Origin of the sequence: Actinoplanes palleronii (assembly GCF_016862315.1) — a bacterium.
GTDB classification, from domain to species: Bacteria; Actinomycetota; Actinomycetes; order Mycobacteriales; family Micromonosporaceae; genus Actinoplanes; species Actinoplanes palleronii.
Window position 1 is genome coordinate 88,147 of record NZ_BOMS01000090.1, and the last position, 19,404, is coordinate 107,550.

A 19,404-nucleotide genomic window follows, 5' to 3' on the forward strand; every position below is an offset into this window, starting at 1 on the left:
AACGGTTCCACTTGCACGTTTGCGGGTTTTCTGCCGCGCGTGTGCTCCCTGCCGGAAAGGTGCCATGTCCTCCTTGCGCCGCGCCGACCGCGTGTCGGCCATCCTGGAACGCGTCACCGGCACCGGCTCGGTCGACGCCGGTCAGCTCGCCGACGAGTTCCAGGTCTCCCCCGCGACCATCCGCCGGGACCTGCAGATCCTCGAGGACCAGCGGCTGCTGTCGCGCACCCACGGCGGCGCGGTCGCCGTCGACGTGGCGTACGAGCTGCCGGTCCGCTTCCGGGCCGGGCAGCACCGCGAGGAGAAGGCGCTGATCGCCAAGACGGTCGCCGGGCTGCTGCCGAAGGGCCCGCTGAGCCTCGGCCTGACCGGCGGCACCACCACCCACCTGCTGGCCCGGCTGCTCGCCGAGCGGGTCGACCTGACCGTGGTCACCAACGCGCTGAACATCGCCGCCGAGCTGTCCCTGCGCCCGCGACTGAAACTGATCATGACGGGCGGGGTGTCGCGGACCCAGTCGTACGAACTGGTGGGTCCGATCGCGGACCAGGCGCTGCGCGGTCTGAACATGGCGGTGGCGGTGGTCGGCGTGGACGGGATCAGCGTGCGCGGCGGGTTGACCACGCACGACGAGATCGAGGCGAACACGAACGCCACCATGGTCCGGCGCGCCGACCGGGTGATCGTGGTGGCCGACGGTTCCAAGGTCGGCAAGGTGTGCCTGGCCGGGATCTGCCCGATCACCGACGTGGCGATGCTGGTCACCGACCCGAGCGCCGACCCGGCCGGTGTCGAGGCGATCCGCCGGGCCGGCACCGAAGTGATGATGGCCGGCTGATCGTCGGCGGCGGCGGCTTGTCGGCGGCGGCTTGTCAGGCGTTCAGGCTGCTGATCGCTTTCTGCAGCGCGGCGGTCTGGTCCGCGGCCGCGAGCGGTTTGCCATACAGCCAGCCCTGGCCGAAGTCGCAGCCGTTGGCACGCAGCCAGTCGCGCTGAACCGCGGTCTCCACGCCCTCAGCCACCACCCGGTGGCCCAGCGCGTGCGACATGGCCAGCACCGCCCGCACGATCGGCTCGTCCGGGCCGCCGTCACCGACCCCGGTCACGAACGCCCGGTCGATCTTGACGATGGCCACCGGGAGTCGCTGCAGGTAGCTCAGCGAGGAGTAGCCGGTCCCGAAGTCGTCGATGCACAGGGTGATGCCGAGCGCGGCCAGCTCGTGCAGGGTTCGCAGGCAGGTGTCCGGGTCCTCCATGAACCCGGACTCGGTGATCTCCAGCCAGAGCCCCTCGGCGGGCAGGCCGGTCCGCTCCAGGATCTCGCGCACCCGGTCGGCCAGGCCCGGCTCGCGCAGCTGGCGCACCGCCAGGTTGACCGAGACGTGCACCGGGCTGCCGGACCGCCACGCCTGGGTCTGCGCGGCCGCCTCCTCGAGCAGCCAGGCGCCGGACTCGACGATCAGCCCGGTGTCCTCGGCGACCGGGATGAACTCGACAGGTGACACCGGGCCGAACTCCGGGTGGGTCCAGCGCATCAGCGCCTCGAACCCGTCGACCCGGCCGGTGGCCAGGTGCACGAGCGGCTGGTAGTGCACGGCGAGCTGACCGTGTGCGAGGGCACCGCGCAGCGCGCCCTCGAGTTCGACCCGGCGCTGGATGCCCTTGCGCAGGTCCGGGTCGAAGACGGCGTAGCGGTTGCGGCCGCAGTCCTTGGCCCGGTACATCGCGGTGTCCGCGTCGCGGAGAAGATCGAGCGCGCTCTCCCGGCTCGCGGCGTGGTCGTCCGGGGGCTCGGGGTGGCTTCCCGGGGTCGAAGCGTGGTGTCCCGGGGCCGCGGCGTGCGGCTGCGGGGCCGCGTGGGCGACCCCGACCGAGGCGGTCACGTCGACCGCGCCGACCGACAGCGGCAGCGGCGCGGCCAGCTCGACCAGCAGGCGCGCGGCCAGCTGCTCGGCGACCGGCTCGTCGACCGGGCCGAGCAGTGCGACGACGAACTCGTCCCCGCCGACCCGGGAGACCAGGTCCTCGGCCCGCACCGCGGCGGCGATCCGGGCGGCCACCGCCCGGAGCAGTTCGTCGCCGACCTCGTGACCCCAATGGTCGTTGATCAGTTTGAACCGGTCCAGGTCGAGCAGCAGCACACTGACCCGGGACGGCGCGTCGCCCCGGGCGACCCAGCGGTCGATGGTGGCGGCCACCGTGTCCCGGTTCGGCAGGCCGGTCAGCGCGTCGTGCTCGGCCTGCCAGCGCGTTTCCTGCTCGGCGCGCGCCCGGGAGTTGTTGGCCCGGACCACCCGGGCGACGACCACGCCGATCAGGGCCAGGGACAGGCCCGCCCGTACCAGAGCGAAGGTGTTGTTGACCGGCGGCGCCGCGACCCACAGCACGGTCGGGACGCACAGCGCCGCGGTGATCGCCGCGGTCCGGCCCTTGGTCAGGAACCGCGACCGGCCCTGCACCTGCTCGGTCAGCACCCGCACGCTCGGATGCAGCATGCAGGCCGCGTTCGTGGTGTCGGCGACGAAGACCAGCGCGCCCATCACGTGCATCGGGATGGCGCCCGGCCCGGAGACGAACCAGCCGCGGACGGCCAGCACCATGTCGGCGGCCAGCAGCGCCACCCCGCTGGCCACGAACAGCGCCAGCGCCGGGGTGCGGACCCGGGTCAGCAGCAGCACCGGCATCGCGATCACCAGCAGCAGCGCGGCGGCCAGCGGCAGCAGCGCCGCGACCAGGTTCTGCCACCGGCGGTCGTCGGTGGCGAACCACGGCTCCACCCACAGCGACCAGACGACCAGGGCCGCGCCGACCCCGACCAGCAGGGTGTCCACCCGGGCCGGATCGTCGGCGGCGGCCCGGCTGCGCCGCAGCAGGTCCAGGACACCGGCGGTCAGCAGCAGGTAGTTGGGCAGCAGCACCAGGTTCGGGATCATCGTGAGCGCGGTGTGCGCCAGCGCGTCGACGCTGGTGACCAGCAGCCGCACGCTCTCACCGGTGAGCGAGAGGCACTGCGCGGACAGCAGCAGCAACCACGGACGGCGATGCCCGGCGGCGACGTTGTGCCGCAGGCCGGTGGCTGCCGCGACGCAACAGACCAGCACGCCGAGCAGGTACACCCGGGTGGCGGTGGCCGGCGCCGCGACGCCGACGGCCACGGCGGTGAGCAGACCGGCGCCCAGCACGATCCAGGACGCGGCGGCCCACCGGGCCGGACGCGCGGGGCCCCGGGCCACGTCGCCGCTCACCATGACCGTATCGGCACCCGGGAAAGCTGTCTTAGCGCCGCGGGGCCGGGGCGAGCAGGCCGGCGAGCCGGTCGGCGACGGTCATCGCGGAGTTGACCACGGTCGTGGTGCGGCCGCGGGTGGTGGCGACGGCGATCGCGATGTCCTTGCCCGGCAGGTAGGTCTGCACCGCGGAGTAACCACCGAACGACGGGCTCTGCTGGATCCAGCCGTTCTTGACCATGACGCCGAGCCCGTAGTGGCTCTGCTCGGTGTGCCGGATGCAGATCGACGCCGGGCAGGTCGCGGTCGGACCGCCCCGGCCGACCGTGCCCGGGTCGCGCTGGATGCGCAGAGCGGCCGCGGAGAGCAGCCGGCCGTCGCCGACGCCCCGGGCGGACGCTTCCAGGTCGCAGATGTCCGAGGTCAGCACGGCGCCGGACGCGGTGGTCCAGGACGGGTTCCAGTAGGTGGCGTCCTCGTACGTGCCGCGCTCGATGGTGAAGCCGTGCAGCACCGGCTGCGGGATGACCGCGTTGTCCTGGCTGCTGGTCTCGGTGAGCCCGAGCGGCTTGAGGATCCGCTGGCGCATCAGCTCACCGACCGGCGTACCGGTGACCTTGGCGAGGATCTGGCCGAGCACAACAAAGTTGGCGTGCGAGTAGCTCCAGTTGGTGCCGGGCTCGTACCACAGCGGGCGGGACGTGGCCAGGTCGACGAGTTCCCGCTCGGTCCACTGCCGGAACGGGTCGGCGTAGATCTTGGTGATGAACGGCTCGTAGGTCACGTAGTCCGGGTAGCCGGACATGCTGCTGCCCAGCATCCGCAGCGTGACCTTGTCGGCGCGCGGCAGTGCGGGCAGCCAGCGGGCGATCGGCTCGTCGAGCTTCACGATCCCCTTGTCGGCCAGTTGCAGCAGCACGATGTTCAGGTACGCGATCCCGACCGACCCGACCCGGAAGTGCATGCCGGTGCTCGCCGGGACACCGGTCATCGCGTCGCCGACCGCGGCGGTCACCACCTCCCGGCCGCCGACACTCACCCGTACCAGGGCCGCGCTGAGATCGAACTCGCGTCGCGCCGTCCGGACGATATCGACGATCTGCGCGGCGGTCCCCCGCGGCTGCGCGGTCGCGACGCACCCGGCGGGTCGGTCGCCGGCTGCGGCCGGAGGGGCCCAGCCGCCGGCCACCAGCACGGCGACGGTCAACGTGGACAGCAGTGAGCGTGGCATATGTCCATTCTCGGAGTCCGCCGGCCGGGCCGTGGTGAAGATCCGGAAAAGGCGGCCGGGCCGTCACCCCGACGCGAGACTGTCCTGCGGGACTTCGCCGCACCGACACCGGGAGACGCGTTGATGAATTGGATCGCGGGCCAGGTGCCGGAATGGCTCACCCTGCTCGTACTGGTGATCGGGCTGCCGTCGTTCATGCTGGTGCTCGAGTCGCGGGTGCACCGGTGGGTGCCGGACTGGCGGCTCGGCAAGTACAACGACGCGACCGGGATCATGCTCTCCAGCGCCGCGGTGGTCTATTCGGTGGCGATGGGCATGTGCGTGGTGACGCTCTGGGAGAGCCGCAACGAGGCCCGGGCGGCGACCGAGGCCGAGGCGGTGAACCTGGCCGGGCTGGCCGAGGGCGCCCGGGTCTGCGACCCGGCGGTACGCCAGACGATCGAGACGGGTGTGCTGACGTACAACCGCGACGTGATCGCGATGTGGTCGAACCGGGTGCACAGCGAGCCGACCCCGAAGGTCGGCGCGGACCTGGACTCGCTGGTGCTCGTGGTCAGCCAGATCACCCCGACCACCGAGGCGCAGCGGGCCTTCGTCCAGGAGGCGGTACGGCGGCTCAGCACGGCGACCGAGTTGCGGGCCAAGGCCATCCGGCTCGCCCACGAGGAGCAGCTGCCGAACGTCCTGTGGATCTCGGTGTTCACCGGTTCGATCGTGGTGCTCTCGCTCTGCGTGACGTGCGGCATCCGCGACGGCCTGCTGCGGCGGGTGCTGGTGGCCGGGGTCGCCGCGACGATCGGCGTGAACATGTTCCTGGCCATCGAGCTGAACTACCCGTTCGAGGGCAGTGTCCGGCTCGGGCCGGACAGCTATCAGGAGGTGGTGGACCAGCTGGAGCAGCGACGCTGACTCGCCGGCAGCACCTACCCGGTAACACGAAAATCATTCACTTTTCTGCCTAGGCTTCTTCTGTCCGCACACCTCACACCGCGAGGCCAAGGCCATGAGCGTGAGCCAGCTGTCCCGGCCACACACCACCGGCGCACCCGAACCCGGCCGCAACCATCCCCTCGGGGCCACCCCGGACGACGACGGGGTGAACTTCGCCTTCTTCTCCGAGCAGGCCACCGGCGTCCAGCTGCTGATCTTCGAGCGGGCCGGCGACGCCGAGCCGGTGCAGACGGTCACCCTGGACCCGGAACACAACCGCAGTTTCACCATCTGGCACGTCTACCTGCGCGGGCTGCGGGCACCCACGTTCTACGCGCTGCGGGTCACCGGGCCCGAGGGCGAGGACGCCCGGGGACGCGGACAGCGGTTCGACGCGGCCAAGGTGCTGACCGACCCGTACGCCAAAGGTCTTGATCGAAGTCGTTGGGATCGCGGTGCGGCCTGCGCGCCCGGTGACACCCTCGGCACCTCGCTGCGCTGCGCGGTGATCGACGAGCGAGACTACGACTGGGCCGGCGACCAGCCGCTGAACCGGCCGATGGCCGAGATGGTCGTCTACGAGATGCACGTCGGCGGGTTCACCCGCTCGCCCGGCTCCGGGGTGGCGCGGCCCGGCACGTTCGCCGCGGTGACCGAGAAGATCCCGTATCTGACCGCGCTGGGTGTCACCGCCGTGGAGCTGCTGCCGGTCTTCGACTTCGACGCGAGCACCGGCAACTACTGGGGTTACAGCACGGCCGGGTTCTTCGCCCCGCACGCCGGATACTGCGAGCAACCGCAGGCCGGCGCGCACGTCCGGGAGTTCCGCGACATGGTCGCGGCGCTGCACCGGGCCGGGCTCGAGGTGATCCTCGACGTGGTCGTCAACCACACCGACGAGGGCAACCAGCTCGGGCCGTTGTTCTGCTGGGCCGGGCTGGACAACACCAACTACTACCACCTGGACCGGGCCGACCCGCGCTACTACGACGACTACTCCGGCTGCGGCAACACACTGATGGCCAACCACCCGATCGTCACCAAGATGATCGTCGACTGCCTGGAGTACTGGGTCCGGGAGATGCACGTCGACGGGTTCCGGTTCGACGAGGCCGCCGTGCTGACCCGCGGGCCGGGCGGGGTGATCCTCGACGAGCCGCCGGTGGTCTGGCAGATCGAGCTCTCCGACACGCTGGCCACCACGAAGATCATCGCGGAGGCGTGGGACGCCGCCGGGGCCTACGAGGTCGGCCACTACCCCGGGTATCGCTGGGCCGAGTGGAACGGGCGGTTCCGCGACACCGTGCGCCGGTTCGTCCGCGGCGATCCGGGCCTGCTCGGCGCGATGGCCGAACGCCTCGGTGGCAGCGCCGACCTCTACCAGGCGCGCGGGCACCGGCCGGTGAACAGCGTCAACTTCGTCACCTGCCACGACGGGTTCACCCTCGCCGACCTGGTCGCCTACGACCGCAAGCACAACGACACCAACGGCGAGGACAACCGGGACGGCAACGACGACAACCTGAGCTGGAACTGCGGCGCCGAGGGCCCCACCACCGACCCGGACGTCCTCGCCCTGCGACGGCGGCAGACCAAGAACTTCGCGGCCCTGCTGCTGTTCTCCCGCGGCGTCCCGATGATCACCGCCGGTGACGAGGCCGGACGCAGCCAGCAGGGCAACAACAACGCGTACTGCCAGGACAACCCGGTCGGCTGGTTCGACTGGAGTCTGCCCGGCGCGAACGCGGACCTGCTGCGCTTCTGGACCGGCCTGATCGCGCTGCGCCGCCGGCACCGGGTGCTGCGCCGCGACGAGTTCTACACCGGACGCGACGTCACCTGGCACGGCACCCAGCTGCCGCCGCCGGACTGGGACGACCCGCAGGGCCGCGCCTTCGCCTGCACCCTGACCGGCGTCGGCGACGACCCCGACCTGCTCCTGATGATGAACATGCACTCGGCACCACTGGAATTCCAGTTCGACCCGGAGCGCCGCTGGGCGCGGACGGTCGACACCGCACTCGACTCACCGGCCGACATCGCCGACCCGGGCACCGAACAGCCGGTCACCACCGCCGGCTACCTGGTCACCGCGCACAGCGTCGTGCTGCTGCAGTCCCTCTCTGGAGACACGCCATGAACCCCGCCACCGATCCGGGCACCCGGGTCAACCAGATCGACTTCACCTTCTCCGACATGATCGCCGGGTACGTGACCGGCTACGACCCGGCCACCGACACCCTCGGGCTGCGCACCTCCGACGGCCGCCCGTACGCCGCCCGGCTCACCACGAACACCGTGGCCGAGATGCTGCGCAACCTGGGCGAGGCCTACGTCGACGCCGGCGCCCAGCTGCGCGGGCTGCTGCAGCCCGGCCGCTTCGTGCACGTCTACGGCGTGTTCTACCCCGGCGAGGCCAACGGCACCGGGTTCGAGGCCAAGCACGTGCTGCTGTTCGGCAAGGACGCCGACGAGTACCGGTTCGAGTCACCGGACTGGTGGCAGCGCCAGGTCCGCGCGATCGGCGACTTCTACCTGCAGGCCGAGTTCGGCGGCGCGGGCGCGGGCTACGACTACCACGGCTACCGCACCGACCTGTCGATGCTCGGCACCAAGACCAAGGCGGTCCGGCAGGAGACCGACACGATGTCCCGGATGGTGTACGGGCTCGCCACGTCGTACCTGCTCAGCGGCGGGCAGGCCTACCTGGACGCGGCGATCGCCGGCGCCGACTACCTGATCGAGCACTTCTGCGCGGTGGATCGCAGCCAGCAGATCGCCTACTGGTACCACGCCATCGACATCGCGCCCGACGGCGGCGAGCGCAAGATCCTGGCGTCCGAGTTCGGCGACGACTACAACGCGATCCCCTGCTACGAGCAGATCTACGCGATCGCCGGGATCACCCAGGTGTACCGGGCCACCGGCGAGGCCCGGCTGCGCGAGGTGATCGACCTGACCATCAACCTGTTCGAGAAGTACTTCCGCGACCCGGAACGCGGCGGCTACTACTCGCACATCGACCCGGTGACGTTCGACCCGCACAGCCCGGCGCTGGACGCCGACGGGCGCACCAACGCCGACCGCAAGAACTGGAACTCGGTCGGCGACCACATCCCGGCGTACCTGATCAACCTCTTCCTGGCCACCGGCGAGCAGCGCTACGCGGACCTGCTCGAGGACTGCTGCGACACGGTGGTGAAGTACTTCCCCGACTACGACGACAGCCCGTTCGTGCAGGAGAAGTTCTTCGGTGACTGGCGCAAGGACCAGACCTACGGCCAGCAGCAGAACCGGGCCATCGTCGGGCACAACCTGAAGATCGCCTGGAACCTGATGCGGATGAACAACCTGCGGCCCAAGGACGCGTACGTCACGATGGCCACCCGGATCGCCGACCTGATGCCCCGCGTCGGCGCCGACCCGCAACGCGGTGGCTGGTACGACATGGTCGAGCGGGTCACCGCGCCGGGCGAGACGTTCCACCGCCTGGTCTGGCACGACCGGAAAGCCTGGTGGCAGCAGGAGCAGGGCATCCTCGCCTACCTGATCCTGGACGGCGTGCTGGACCGCCCCGAGTACGCGAAACAGGCCCGCGAGGGCGCCGCCTTCTACAACGCCTGGATGCTCGACACCGACGCCGGCGGCGTCTACTTCAACGTGCTGTCCAACGGCGTGCCGTTCGAGCTGGGCGGCGAACGCAGCAAGGGCTCACACGCGATGGGCATGTACCACAGCGCCGAGCTCGGCTACCTGGCCGCCGTCTACGGCAACCTGCTGCGCCGCGAGCAGCCCCTCGACCTGTGGTTCCAGCCCCGCCCCGGCGCGTTCGGCTCGGTGCTGCGGGTCGCGCCCGACCTGCTGCCGCCCGGCCGTACCCAGATCCTGCAAGTGTGGATCAACGGGCACGACCATCACGACTTCGACCCCGGCGGGCTCACCGTCACCCTGCCGCACAGCGACCAGCCACAGACCGTACGGGTCCGGATGACCCCGGTCGGTGTCGCGTTCAGCGCCGACCTGATCGGCACCGACGGTGACCGGGCCGATCTGGCGCTGGCCGGCACCCTGGGCCTGGACGGCCTGCCGGCACTGCACGAGCGGCTCGCCGAGGCACAGGCGGCCGGCTGCACCACCATGGTGCTCGACGTGCACGACCTGCGGCACCTCGACCCGGCGGCGGCCCGCGACCTGGCAGTCACCCGCCAGCACGCCGGCTTCGCGCTCACCCTGGTCAACGCGGTCGGCCAAGTCGCCGAGCAGCTCAAGGACAGCGACCTCGGCTCGGAACTGGCCGGCGCCGGCGCGACCGGGGGCCGGTCATGACCACGGTGCTGTTCGCGATCTCCGAATGGGGCTACTGGGGCGAGGAACTGGTCGGCCCCCTGGAAGCCTGCGACGCGGCCGGATACCAGGTCGAGTTCGTCACCCCGACCGGCGCCCGGCCCACCCCGCTCGCCGTCAGCATGGACCCGTCCTACGCCGACCCGCCGCAGGGCAAGTCGGTGACCAGCGCGGAGATGGCCGCCAAGACCCGGGACCTGCACGCCGGCGACCGGATGGACAAGCCGCACGACCTCAGCGGCTGGGTGCCGGAGCGGCCCTACCCCAGCTCACCGACCTACCTGCGCGACGCCGAGGAGTACTACCGCCGGGTCGAGCGGGTGATCGCCGACGACCTGCCGGCCTACGACGCGCTGGTGATCGTCGGTGGCAGCGGCGCCATGGTCGACCTGGCCAACAACCAGCGGCTGCACGAGCTGATCCTCGGCTTCGTCCGGCACGACCGGCCGGTCGCCGCGGTCTGTTACGGCGTCGCGGCACTGGCCTTCGCCCGGGACCCGCTGCGCAAACTCAGCATCATCCGCGGCAAACGGGTCACCGGCCACCCGATCGACTACGACTACCACGACGGCACCGGCTTCGAGGGCCCGCACGCGCTGGACGGCTCCACCACCGGCTTCGGCGACGGCTACGTCAACTTCGGGCCGCCGTTCTACCCGCTCGAATTCATCCTGCGCGACGCCGTCGGCCCGGACGGCGAGTTCATCGGCAACGTCGGGCACGCCGAATCGGTGATCGTGGACTACCCGTTCGTCACCGCCCGCTCCACCGAGTCCTCGATCGGCTGCGGGCGCGCGCTGGTCGACGTGCTCGACCACGGCAAGCGACGGTACGGCTGGTGAGCGGCCCGCTGACCGGTCACCGGATCGCCGTGCTGATGGAGAGCGACTTCTACGAGCACGAGATCTGGTACTACTCGTACCGGTTCCCCGAGGAGGGCGCCGACCTGCACTTCCTCACCCGGCTGTGGGGGCAGGAGTCGCTCACCTTCACCGGCCACGAGTACCGGGCCCCGTTCGTCTGCACGGAGTCCTTCGAGAACGTCGACGACGACACGCTGCGCTCCTACTCGGCGATCATCGTGCCGTCGGCCATGGTCAGTGACCGGCTGCGCTACAGCGAGGACCTGACCAAGCTGCCGCCGGCCACCGATTTCGTCCGCCGGGCCTTCGCCGAGCCCACCATCGTCAAAGGCATCATCTGTCACGGGTTGTGGCTGCTCGCCCGGGTGCCCGAGCTGGTCAGCGGCCGCCGTCTGACCTGCCACCCCAATCTGTACGGCGACGCGCTCAACATGGGCGCCCGCTACGTGGACCAGGACGTGGTCGTCGACGGTGACCTGGTCACCGGGCGCACCGGCGCGCAGGCCGGGGTGTTCGCCCGCACCGTCATCGAGCAGGTCCAGCAGCGCGCCGTCGTCGGGGCGGGTGCCCGATGACCACGACCGCGGCCCGCACCCCGGACCGGCTCGCCACCGGGCACCGGCGGCTGCTCGAACAGCTGCGCGCCGACGGGGTGCGCCACCTGTTCGGCAACCCCGGCTCCAGCGAGGAGGGCCTGCTCGACGAGGTGGCCCGCTTCCCCGACATCGACTACGTGCTGGGCCTGCAGGAGGCCGCGGTGGTGTGCACCGCCGACGGGTACGCCCAGGCCACCGGCCGGCCCAGCGTGGTGCTGCTGCACAGCGGCGTGGGCCTGGGCAACGCCGTGGGCAGCCTCTACCACGCGCTGCGCCGGCAGACGCCGATGCTGGTGCTGGCCGGGGAGGCCGGGGTCGCGTACGACGCCCTCGAGGCGCACATGGCGGTGAACCTGGTCGACATCGCCCGGCCGGTCACCAAGTACGCCGCCCGGGTCACCCACCCGGCGAGCCTGCTGCGGCTGATCCGCCGGGCGCTGAAGGTGGCCGCCACCCCACCACGCGGGCCGGTGTTCCTCGCCCTGCCACAGGACGTGCTCGACCAGCTCGCCGACGAGCCGATCGTGCCGACGGTGGTGCCGGACACCCGGGTCGTACCGGAAAAGGGGTCGATCCAGGCCGCGGCCCGCCTGTTCGCCGCGGCCCAGGCCCCGGTGATCCTGGCCGGCGACGGCATCGCGGCCTCCGGCGGCGCCGAGGAACTGGTCCGGTTCGCCGAGACCTGGGGCGCCACGGTGCACGGCGCGATGGCCTCCGAGCTGGTCATGCCGTGGACGCACCCGCTGTGGGGCGGGCTGACCGGGCACATGTTCGGCACCGACAGCGCCGCGCTGGTCGCGCAGGCCGACGCGGTGCTGATCTGCGGCACCTACGTGTTCCCGGACGTCTTCCCGGAGCTCGGCGACGTGTTCCGGCCCGGCGCCACCGTCGTGCACGTCGACCTCGACCCGTACGCGATCGCCAAGAACCACCCGGTGACCGCCGGGCTGCTCGGCGATCCGCGGCTGACCCTGCGGGCGCTGACCGGCGCCCTCGACGAGGCGATGACCGGCCCGCAGCGGCAGACCGCGGCCGAACGGGTCCGCCGGCACGGCGCCCGGCGCACCGCCGCCCTGGACCAGGCCCGCACCGCCGACCTGGCACACGCCGGCGACACCCCGCTGGGCATGGCCGCCGTCGCCGCCTGCCTGGCCGGCCTGCTGCCGGACGACGCGATCATCTTCGACGAGGCGCTGACGAACTCGCCGGCGCTGACCCGGTGGCTGCCGCCGAGCCGGCCCGGGCACTTCTTCCAGACGCCCGGCGGCACGCTCGGCGTCGGCATCCCCGGCGCGATCGGCGCGAAACTCGCCCACCCCGGTCGTACCGTGCTGGGTTTCACCGGCGACGGCGGCGGCATGTACACCTGCCAGGCGTTGTGGACCGCCGCGCACCACCGGATCGCGGCGAAGTTCGTGGTCTGCCACAACGGCGGCTACCAGCTGCTCAAGGACAACCTGGCCCGCTACCGCCAGGACCCGGCCGACACCACGTTCCCGGAGTTCTTCGACGTCCGCGAACCTCGCGTCGACTACGTGGCCCTCGCGGCCGCTCTCGGCGTGCCGGCCGCCCGGGTCGAGCACGCCGCCGACCTGCCCGGCACCCTGCGCACCATGCTCGATCACGACGGCCCGTACCTCGTCGAAGCCGTCCTCGGCCATTGAAAGGGATCACCACTGTGACCACCATGCCCGGAACCCTCGCCGACTCGGTGTCCGCGTTCACCGCGTCCTGGTTCGCCGGCCTCGACCGGCACGCGCCGTCCGAGGAGTTGGAGAACTCCCTGTCCACCACCACGCTCGAGATGGTGTTCCCGGAGCGCACGCTGCGCTCGATCGCCGAGTTCCGCGACTGGTACACGGGCGTCTGCCTCGCCTACACCGCCGAGGAGCACACCGTCGAACAGGTCGACATCACCTCCGCCGACGACGACATCGAGGTGACCGTGGTGGTGCTGTGGCGCGCCACCCGCACGTCGGACGACACCCGGCTGGCGATGCGAGCCCGCCAGACGTGGCGGCTGGCCCGGGCCGGGACCAGCTTCGTGATCACCCTGTACCGCGTCGACGACCTGACCGCGATCTGACCGCCGTGGACACCAGAGAGGTCGTCGACCGCTACTACGAGCTGGCCAACGCGGGGCAGTGGGACGCCTGGTGCGACCTGTTCGCCGCCGACACGCGGATGGACGAGCAGCTCGCCGGGCACGTGGAAGGCCGGGAGACGCTGCGGGAGATGGTCAAGAGCTTTCCGCGTACGTACGCCAGCTTCGCCAACCGCCCCCGCCACGTCGTCATCTCGGACACGCACGCGGCCGTCGTGTCGCACATCTCCGGCCTGACCCGGCAGGGCGCGTCGGTGGAGGCGGAGGTGTGCAACTACTTCGAGGTGGCCGGCGGCCAGATCACCTACATGGCCAACTTCCACGACACCGTCCCGTTCGCGCCGGTCCTGCACCCCGCGTCATGACCGCCCCGCAGGTGGCGCGCTGGTCGCACGTCGGCCTCAACTGCCGCGACCAGCACGCCACGGAACGGTTCTACCGCGACGTGTTCGGTTTCCGCCGGGCCCGGGTGGTCAGCACCGGCGACGCCGAGGTGGTGTTCCTGCGCCAGGGCGACATCCACCTGGAGCTGTTCGACGCCGCGGGGCAGCCGGCCGCGGCGTCCGGCGGAGACGGACCGCGAGGGCCGGGCACCATCCGGCACCTGGCCTTCGCGGTCGACGACCTGGACGCGTTCGTGGCCGCCATCCCCGGCGGCGCGGACGTGTCGCTCGGGCCGCTGTCCTTCGACGAGTTCATCCCGGGCTGGCGCACCGTCTGGGTCAATGACCCGGACGGCGTGATCGTCGAGATCAGCCAGGGCTACACCGACGCGCCGGACTAGAGCGAGCCCAGGTAGTCGCGGACGCCGCGCTCGTCCCCGGGGTCGGCGACCAGGCCGACGTAGCCGTCCGGGCGCACCAGCACCAGGGTGTCCGCGCCGTACGCCCGCGCCACGTGACCGCCGTCGTCGTCCAGGCCACCCGGCCCCACTTTCCGGCACTCGACACCGTCCAGCGACGGGACGCCCCGGTCGCCGATGCCGAGCAGGGTGAAGTGCGGGCCGCGGAACAGGTCGAACAGCCGGATCGGGGCGCCGCCGGCCTCGCGCAGCGGCGCATCCGGTGCCCGGTCGCCCGGCCGCACCAGGGCGGGCCGGCCGGCCTGGCGGGACAGCCGGCTCCACGGATACCGCAGCGCCAGCTGGGTCAGCTCGGGTGAGGCCGCCGCATCCAGGCCGCCGCCCTTCTGCTTGACCGCGTCCAGGACCGCGGCCAGCCGCGCCGAGGTGATGTCCAGCAGCCAGCTCGCGATCGGGAGGCGCTCCTCGTCGTACGTGTCCAGCAGCTCCGGCGACGCCGCCCCGGTCAGCGTCAGCCCGAGCTTCCAACCCAGGTTGTACGCGTCCTGGATCCCGCTGTTCATGCCGAGCCCACCCGCGATCGGGTGCACGTGCGCGCAGTCCCCGGCGAGGAACACCCGGTCCACCCGCAGCCGGTCGACCATGCGGACGTTGACCCGGTACGTCGACCGCCACCCCAGGTCGTGCAGCCGCACCCCGGGCACCCCGGCGACCCGGTCGAAGGTCCGCTGAAGACTCTCCAGGGTCGGCTCGCCGTCCACGCCGGGCTCCTGGGACGCCTGCATCTGGAACACGTCGGTGCCGGGCAACGGGCACAGCATGACGACGCCGTCACCGGTGAACCACTGATGCCAGACGTCGCGCCCCAGCCCGTCGACCCGGAGGTCACCGACCGCCATCGCCGGTGACTCCGGCGTCTCCCCGCGCATGACCAGACCGAGCGCCCTGCGTACGGTGCTGCGGCCCCCGTCGCACCCGGCCAGGTACCGCACGCGGATCCGCTCTCCGCCGACCGTCGCGGTCACCCCGTCGGCGTCCTGCTGGAAGTCGCGCAGTTCGGCGCCCCGCTCGACGGTGACACCGAGCCCGGCGAGCCGGTCCCGCAGAATCTGCTCCACCCGCCACTGCGGGATCATCAGCGCCGCCGGATACGGCACGTCGGGCGTCGGCACCTGATCGGCCTGCGGGTCGACCTCGGCGACCACCTCGGCACCCTGGTACTTGCGGTGCCGCAGATGGCTGACCCCGCCGGCCAGGATCGGGCCGGCGACACCCAGGTCGTCGAGCACCTCCAGGCTGCGCGGGCTCAGCCCCTTGCCGCGCGAGCCGGTGGGGAAATCCGGCGCCCGGTCCACGATCCGGACCGCGACGCCGCGCCGGGCGAGGTCAGTGGCGAGGGTGAGCCCGGTCGGGCCGGCACCGACCACGAGAACGTCTGTCATGCCCTCATCCCACGCCACCGACCCGCGTTGCGTGGGGAGTTGGGGTGCGGAGCGCACCGAAAGTCCCCACGCTCCGGGGTCGCCCGCGTTGTGTGTGGCGCTCAGTCGATGTCGTTCCCGGCGCGCAGGTCACGACGGGCGTCATGGCGGCTGCGCCGGCGCTCCTCGCGACGCATGACGCTCCACTCCCGGTAGCCATGGCTCTCGCACCGTCGTACCCAGTAGGCCGGGGTGCCGGACCAGTGGCAGCCGGCGCGGCGGCTGCCGGGCTCGGCGCGTAGCGCCTCGATCTCGCGGGGCAGCGTGCACGGCCCCCATCGGTGATCGTGCACGGGCGCGCAGGTCGTCCCCGGCGCGTCGACCAGCTGCACCCACCAGGGCCGGGTCTTGTCGGTTCTGCTCATCAACGGGCACCTTCCGGCTCCGCGCAGCCCCGTTCTGGGGCTGTCACTAGATCGGGTGCACCGTTACCTCCTCCACTTCTCCTCCTCGCGCCGACGCCGGTCAATGCGTCCCTGCACGGTACCGCCACGGCGGGGCCCGCTACCGTCCCACCCGTGACTGACACCCCACTGTCCGACCTCATGGACGCGCACGTGCAAACCGACACCGCGGAGACCTACACGGCATTCGTCGAGATGTTCCAGAACTCGGTGATCGGGATCGTCGGCGTCGGCCCCCGGTCACCCGACGGCCGGACCGGCGAGGGCTTCGCGGCCGGCAAGACCACCCACGGCGACGGCCGGTCGCGCATCCTCGCCTTCGCCGACCCGGAGGTGGCGTCGCGGACGCCCGGGTCGCCGTGCAACGCCGGCATACCCGGCGCGGTGCTGCTGCGCATGGCGGCTGACGACCTGTCGTGCGAGGGCATCCTGGTCAACAGCGCCACCCGGTTGATCAGCGTCATCATCGACCGGGATGCCGTGTCGGCCTTCGCTCCGGGACCGGTCTGACAGGATCGGGAAAGTCGCGGAAATTTCTCCGGGGCCGTGTCGATCGGCGGGTCGCTCGTTCGACGTGTGAGTGCGAGGGCCGAGCGGCGGCCCCGCCGGACGAGGAGCACACGATGGCGAAGTACGCACTGATCATGCGGGGCACCGACGAGTCGAACGCGGCCATGATGGCCGACATCGGCACGCTGATGGCCGCGACCCACCAGTTCATCGAGGACATGATGAAGGCCGACGTCCTGATCGCGGCCGAGGGTCTCGACGACCCGGCGCAGGGCGCCGTCGTCGACTTCAGCGGCGAGGCGCCGGTGGTCACCGACGGTCCCTACGGCGAGACCAAGGAACTGTTCGGCGGCTACTTCCTGATCGATGTCGCCACGAAGCAGGACGCGATCGGCTGGGCCAAGCGGGTCCCGGCAGTCCGCGGCGCCAAGATCGAGGTCCGGCGGGTGGCCGGCGAAGACGAACTGCCGCCGGGCGTCGAGACCGACAACAACATCTGATGGGTACGGCCGATGTCGAAGCCGTCTGGCGGATCGAGTCGGCCCGCATCGTCGCCGCGCTGACCCGGTTCACCGGCGACGCCGGGCTGGCCGAGGACGCGACGCAGGAAGCGGTGGCCGAGGCCCTGGTGTCGTGGCCCCGGTCCGCTCCGGCCAACCCGGCCGGCTGGCTGATGGCCACCGCCCGGCGCCGGGCGATCGACGCGATCCGCCGCCGGTTCGCCCTGCACGACCGGTACGTCCTGCTGGCCGCGGACCCCCCGCCCGACTCCCCCGCCGACCAGGACATCGACCCCGACACCATCGACGACGACATCCTGGCGTTGATGTTCATCAGCTGCCACCCGGTGCTGTCCCGCGAGGCCCGGGTGGCGCTGACCCTGCGCGTGGTCGCCGGCCTGTCCAGCGAGGAGATCGCCCGCGCGTTCCTGGTGCCGGTGCCGACGGTCCAGGCCCGCATCACCCGCGGCAAGAAGACGATCGCCGCGGCCGGGGTGCCGTTCGCACTGCCCCCGGCCGCCGAACGCCGCGACCGCCTGGGTGGCGTCCTCAGCGTCCTCTACGTGATCTTCACCGAGGGCGCCACCGCCACAACGGGCGATCACCTGCTGCGTACCGACGTCGCCTACGAGGCGATCCGCCTGGCCCGTGCCCTGGCCGCCCTGCAGCCGGACGAGCCAGAGGTGCACGGTTTGCTCGCGCTCTGCGAGCTGACGGCTGCCCGCTTCCCGGCCCGCACCGCCCCGGACGGCACCCCGATCCTGCTCGAGGACCAGGACCGCCGCTTGTGGGACCGCACCGCCATCCGCCGCGGCCTGACCGCCCTGACCAGGGCGTCGTCACACGGCCTCGGCCCGTATGGCCTGCAGGCCGCGATCGCCGCGGTGCACGCGTCGGCGCTGTCGGTCGAGGCCACCGACTGGGACCGGATCGTGCTGCTCTACGAGGCCCTGGGCCGCCTCGCCCCGTCCCCGGTGGTCGAGTTGAACCGCGCGGTCGCGGTCGCGATGGCCTCCGGCCCGGAGCACGCCCTGCCCATCGTCGACGACCTGATCGCCGCGAACCGCCTCCCGGGCTCCCACCTGCTCCCCACGGTCCGCGGCGAGCTGCTGACCCGCCTCGGCCGCCACCCCGAGGCCCGAGCGGAGCTGGAACTGGCCGCCCGCTTGTGCACCAACCACCGCGAACGCTCAGTCCTGCTGCGCAAAGCCGCCGCACTGACCGATCGGGCATGACGTCGAATCAGGAGATGGATGGTGGGATCGTGCCTTTACTGATCGAGCTGCCTGTCGGTGAGCGCCTCACCGGCCTCCGGCGGGCCTATTACGTCTACGGCGCGGACCTCGACGCCCCGGACGGTCCTTTGGAGGCGTCTTTCGAGAAATCCGGAAGCTACATGATTGATTCTACCGGGGAGTCGCTGGTCATCACTCAGGGCCCCTGGATCGATTCCTTCGCGGACCCACTCTCTCCCGAGAACGAAAAATTCGTTCGCGAATCAGGAAAATGGGAAATCGTCGACATGGGCGCGGCGGCCTGGAGCTATCGACAATTCCTGGGCCTGCGGCTGGACCGCCAAGAACTTGGCGGGTCACCAGCAATGGAGCAGTCCTTGACCTTGACATTCGGAAAAGACTCCATCGTCATAAAAACAAGCGGCGACGAAACCAGGGTGTCATTCCACCGCTCAACCTAGATGCCGGCCGGACTTCAGGAAGTCGGCCAGACCCGTTGGAAACTGACTCCGCTCTCCTCGCTCAGCGCGTCAACGACATCCTGGGTGCAGAGCAGCGGGCCCTTCGGCATTTGCGGGATGCGAAACGCGGTCTGGTCGACAAGCCGTTCCGGGTGGAAGTCATACCGGCTGACGTACATCACCCGCCCGCTCGAGAATCGCGCAACGCTGGAACCCGCCTCGTTCAGCGCGTCGCAGAGGTCCGGCACGAACATCCAGAAGTCTCCGTCGTCGGACTGGAGCCGGGCAAGAACGCCCTGACCCTCCAGGACCGGACGCACCGCATCCCATACCGCAGCTGTCATGACCAGGACCTGGGAGGACAGACACAACAGGCCCGAGCCCTGCAGCGGATCACCGCACTCGTCGTGTTCGATCAGCCGTACCCGAAGACGCCAGGACGAGGACACCCTCGACTGCAGATCGAGGGAGTTCAGCGCATCGAAGTCCTCCTCCCGAACGCATTGCAGCCACTGATGCCTCTGCGATCCCACCGGGACATAAATCGACCCTGCACCCATCAACGAACACGTCCGTCCTGCAACATCAGACCGGCCCGAATCTTAGATCGCCACGGCATCCCTCGCTTGAACAGCAAATCCTCGGCCAGCCGGCGTGCCGTCGGACATCACCAACGTCCTTCTTGTGGCGGCTGGCAAAATGCCGACGTGTCGATC

General features: G+C 71.1%; 19 protein-coding genes. 14 read left to right on the top strand and 5 right to left on the bottom strand.

Going from position 1 to position 19,404, the window contains the following annotated elements; all coding sequences use genetic code 11:
* Positions 1 to 64: 64 nt before the first annotated feature.
* Positions 65 to 838 (top strand): DeoR/GlpR family DNA-binding transcription regulator, encoded by a 774-nt coding sequence (locus Apa02nite_RS28815; protein WP_203827796.1) that lies wholly within the window; start codon positions 65 to 67, stop codon positions 836 to 838.
* A gap of 34 nt (positions 839 to 872) precedes the next feature.
* Here Apa02nite_RS28815 and Apa02nite_RS28820 read toward each other — a convergent pair whose 3' ends face one another.
* Entirely contained in the window at positions 873 to 3,248 is a 2,376-nt protein-coding gene (locus Apa02nite_RS28820) for a putative bifunctional diguanylate cyclase/phosphodiesterase (RefSeq protein WP_203827797.1), read from the bottom strand.
* Between the two features lie 28 nt (positions 3,249 to 3,276).
* Entirely contained in the window at positions 3,277 to 4,458 is a 1,182-nt protein-coding gene (locus Apa02nite_RS28825; RefSeq protein WP_203827798.1) for a serine hydrolase domain-containing protein, read from the bottom strand.
* A 123-nt stretch (positions 4,459 to 4,581) separates the two neighbouring features.
* On the opposite strand from Apa02nite_RS28825, the gene Apa02nite_RS28830 reads away from it, so the two are divergent.
* The 9 genes from Apa02nite_RS28830 (at position 4,582) to Apa02nite_RS28870 (ending at position 14,079) form a co-directional block, all read left to right on the top strand.
* Positions 4,582 to 5,367 carry a bestrophin-like domain gene (locus tag Apa02nite_RS28830; RefSeq protein ID WP_203827799.1) on the top strand — a complete coding sequence of 262 codons (786 nt, stop codon included), beginning with the start codon at positions 4,582 to 4,584 and terminating at the stop codon, positions 5,365 to 5,367.
* A 94-nt stretch (positions 5,368 to 5,461) separates the two neighbouring features.
* A complete protein-coding gene (glgX, locus tag Apa02nite_RS28835; protein WP_203827800.1) occupies positions 5,462 to 7,528 on the top strand; it encodes a glycogen debranching protein GlgX in 2,067 nt (688 codons plus the stop codon).
* Positions 7,525 to 9,714, top strand: coding sequence for an AGE family epimerase/isomerase (locus Apa02nite_RS28840; RefSeq protein WP_203827801.1), 2,190 nt, complete (start codon positions 7,525 to 7,527; stop codon positions 9,712 to 9,714). Before glgX ends, Apa02nite_RS28840 begins: the two co-directional genes overlap by 4 nt.
* Positions 9,711 to 10,574 (top strand): type 1 glutamine amidotransferase domain-containing protein, encoded by an 864-nt coding sequence (locus Apa02nite_RS28845; RefSeq protein ID WP_203827802.1) that lies wholly within the window; start codon positions 9,711 to 9,713, stop codon positions 10,572 to 10,574. The genes Apa02nite_RS28840 and Apa02nite_RS28845 overlap by 4 nt, the downstream gene beginning before the upstream one ends.
* Positions 10,571 to 11,170 (top strand): DJ-1/PfpI family protein, encoded by a 600-nt coding sequence (locus Apa02nite_RS28850; protein ID WP_203827803.1) that lies wholly within the window; start codon positions 10,571 to 10,573, stop codon positions 11,168 to 11,170. The genes Apa02nite_RS28845 and Apa02nite_RS28850 overlap by 4 nt, the downstream gene beginning before the upstream one ends.
* Positions 11,167 to 12,855 (top strand): thiamine pyrophosphate-binding protein, encoded by a 1,689-nt coding sequence (locus Apa02nite_RS28855; RefSeq protein WP_203827804.1) that lies wholly within the window; start codon positions 11,167 to 11,169, stop codon positions 12,853 to 12,855. Before Apa02nite_RS28850 ends, Apa02nite_RS28855 begins: the two co-directional genes overlap by 4 nt.
* Positions 12,856 to 12,878: 23 nt before the next feature.
* Positions 12,879 to 13,277 (top strand): hypothetical protein, encoded by a 399-nt coding sequence (locus Apa02nite_RS28860; protein WP_203827805.1) that lies wholly within the window; start codon positions 12,879 to 12,881, stop codon positions 13,275 to 13,277.
* Between the two features lie 5 nt (positions 13,278 to 13,282).
* Positions 13,283 to 13,660 carry a nuclear transport factor 2 family protein gene (locus Apa02nite_RS28865; protein ID WP_203827806.1) on the top strand — a complete coding sequence of 126 codons (378 nt, stop codon included), beginning with the start codon at positions 13,283 to 13,285 and terminating at the stop codon, positions 13,658 to 13,660.
* Entirely contained in the window at positions 13,657 to 14,079 is a 423-nt protein-coding gene (locus Apa02nite_RS28870; RefSeq protein ID WP_203827807.1) for a VOC family protein, read from the top strand. The genes Apa02nite_RS28865 and Apa02nite_RS28870 overlap by 4 nt, the downstream gene beginning before the upstream one ends.
* Here Apa02nite_RS28870 and Apa02nite_RS28875 read toward each other — a convergent pair.
* Positions 14,076 to 15,539: an FAD-dependent oxidoreductase gene (locus Apa02nite_RS28875; RefSeq protein WP_203827808.1), complete on the bottom strand. Its 1,464-nt coding sequence runs from the start codon at positions 15,537 to 15,539 to the stop codon at positions 14,076 to 14,078. The genes Apa02nite_RS28870 and Apa02nite_RS28875 overlap by 4 nt on opposite strands.
* 101 nt (positions 15,540 to 15,640) lie before the next feature.
* Positions 15,641 to 15,943: a hypothetical protein gene (locus Apa02nite_RS28880; RefSeq protein WP_203827809.1), complete on the bottom strand. Its 303-nt coding sequence runs from the start codon at positions 15,941 to 15,943 to the stop codon at positions 15,641 to 15,643.
* A gap of 153 nt (positions 15,944 to 16,096) precedes the next feature.
* Here Apa02nite_RS28880 and Apa02nite_RS28885 point away from each other — a divergent pair, with 153 nt between their 5' ends.
* From Apa02nite_RS28885 to Apa02nite_RS28900, 4 genes are all read left to right on the top strand, one after another.
* Positions 16,097 to 16,492: an SseB family protein gene (locus tag Apa02nite_RS28885; protein ID WP_239164640.1), complete on the top strand. Its 396-nt coding sequence runs from the start codon at positions 16,097 to 16,099 to the stop codon at positions 16,490 to 16,492.
* A 113-nt stretch (positions 16,493 to 16,605) separates the two neighbouring features.
* Entirely contained in the window at positions 16,606 to 16,992 is a 387-nt protein-coding gene (locus Apa02nite_RS28890) for a YciI family protein (protein ID WP_203827810.1), read from the top strand.
* Entirely contained in the window at positions 16,992 to 18,227 is a 1,236-nt protein-coding gene (locus tag Apa02nite_RS28895) for an RNA polymerase sigma factor (protein WP_203827811.1), read from the top strand. Before Apa02nite_RS28890 ends, Apa02nite_RS28895 begins: the two co-directional genes overlap by 1 nt.
* Positions 18,224 to 18,688 carry a hypothetical protein gene (locus tag Apa02nite_RS28900; protein ID WP_203827812.1) on the top strand — a complete coding sequence of 155 codons (465 nt, stop codon included), beginning with the start codon at positions 18,224 to 18,226 and terminating at the stop codon, positions 18,686 to 18,688. Before Apa02nite_RS28895 ends, Apa02nite_RS28900 begins: the two co-directional genes overlap by 4 nt.
* A gap of 14 nt (positions 18,689 to 18,702) precedes the next feature.
* On the opposite strand, the gene Apa02nite_RS28905 is transcribed toward Apa02nite_RS28900, so the two are convergent.
* Positions 18,703 to 19,248, bottom strand: coding sequence for a hypothetical protein (locus Apa02nite_RS28905; protein WP_203827813.1), 546 nt, complete (start codon positions 19,246 to 19,248; stop codon positions 18,703 to 18,705).
* Between the last annotated feature and the right edge of the window lie 156 nt (positions 19,249 to 19,404).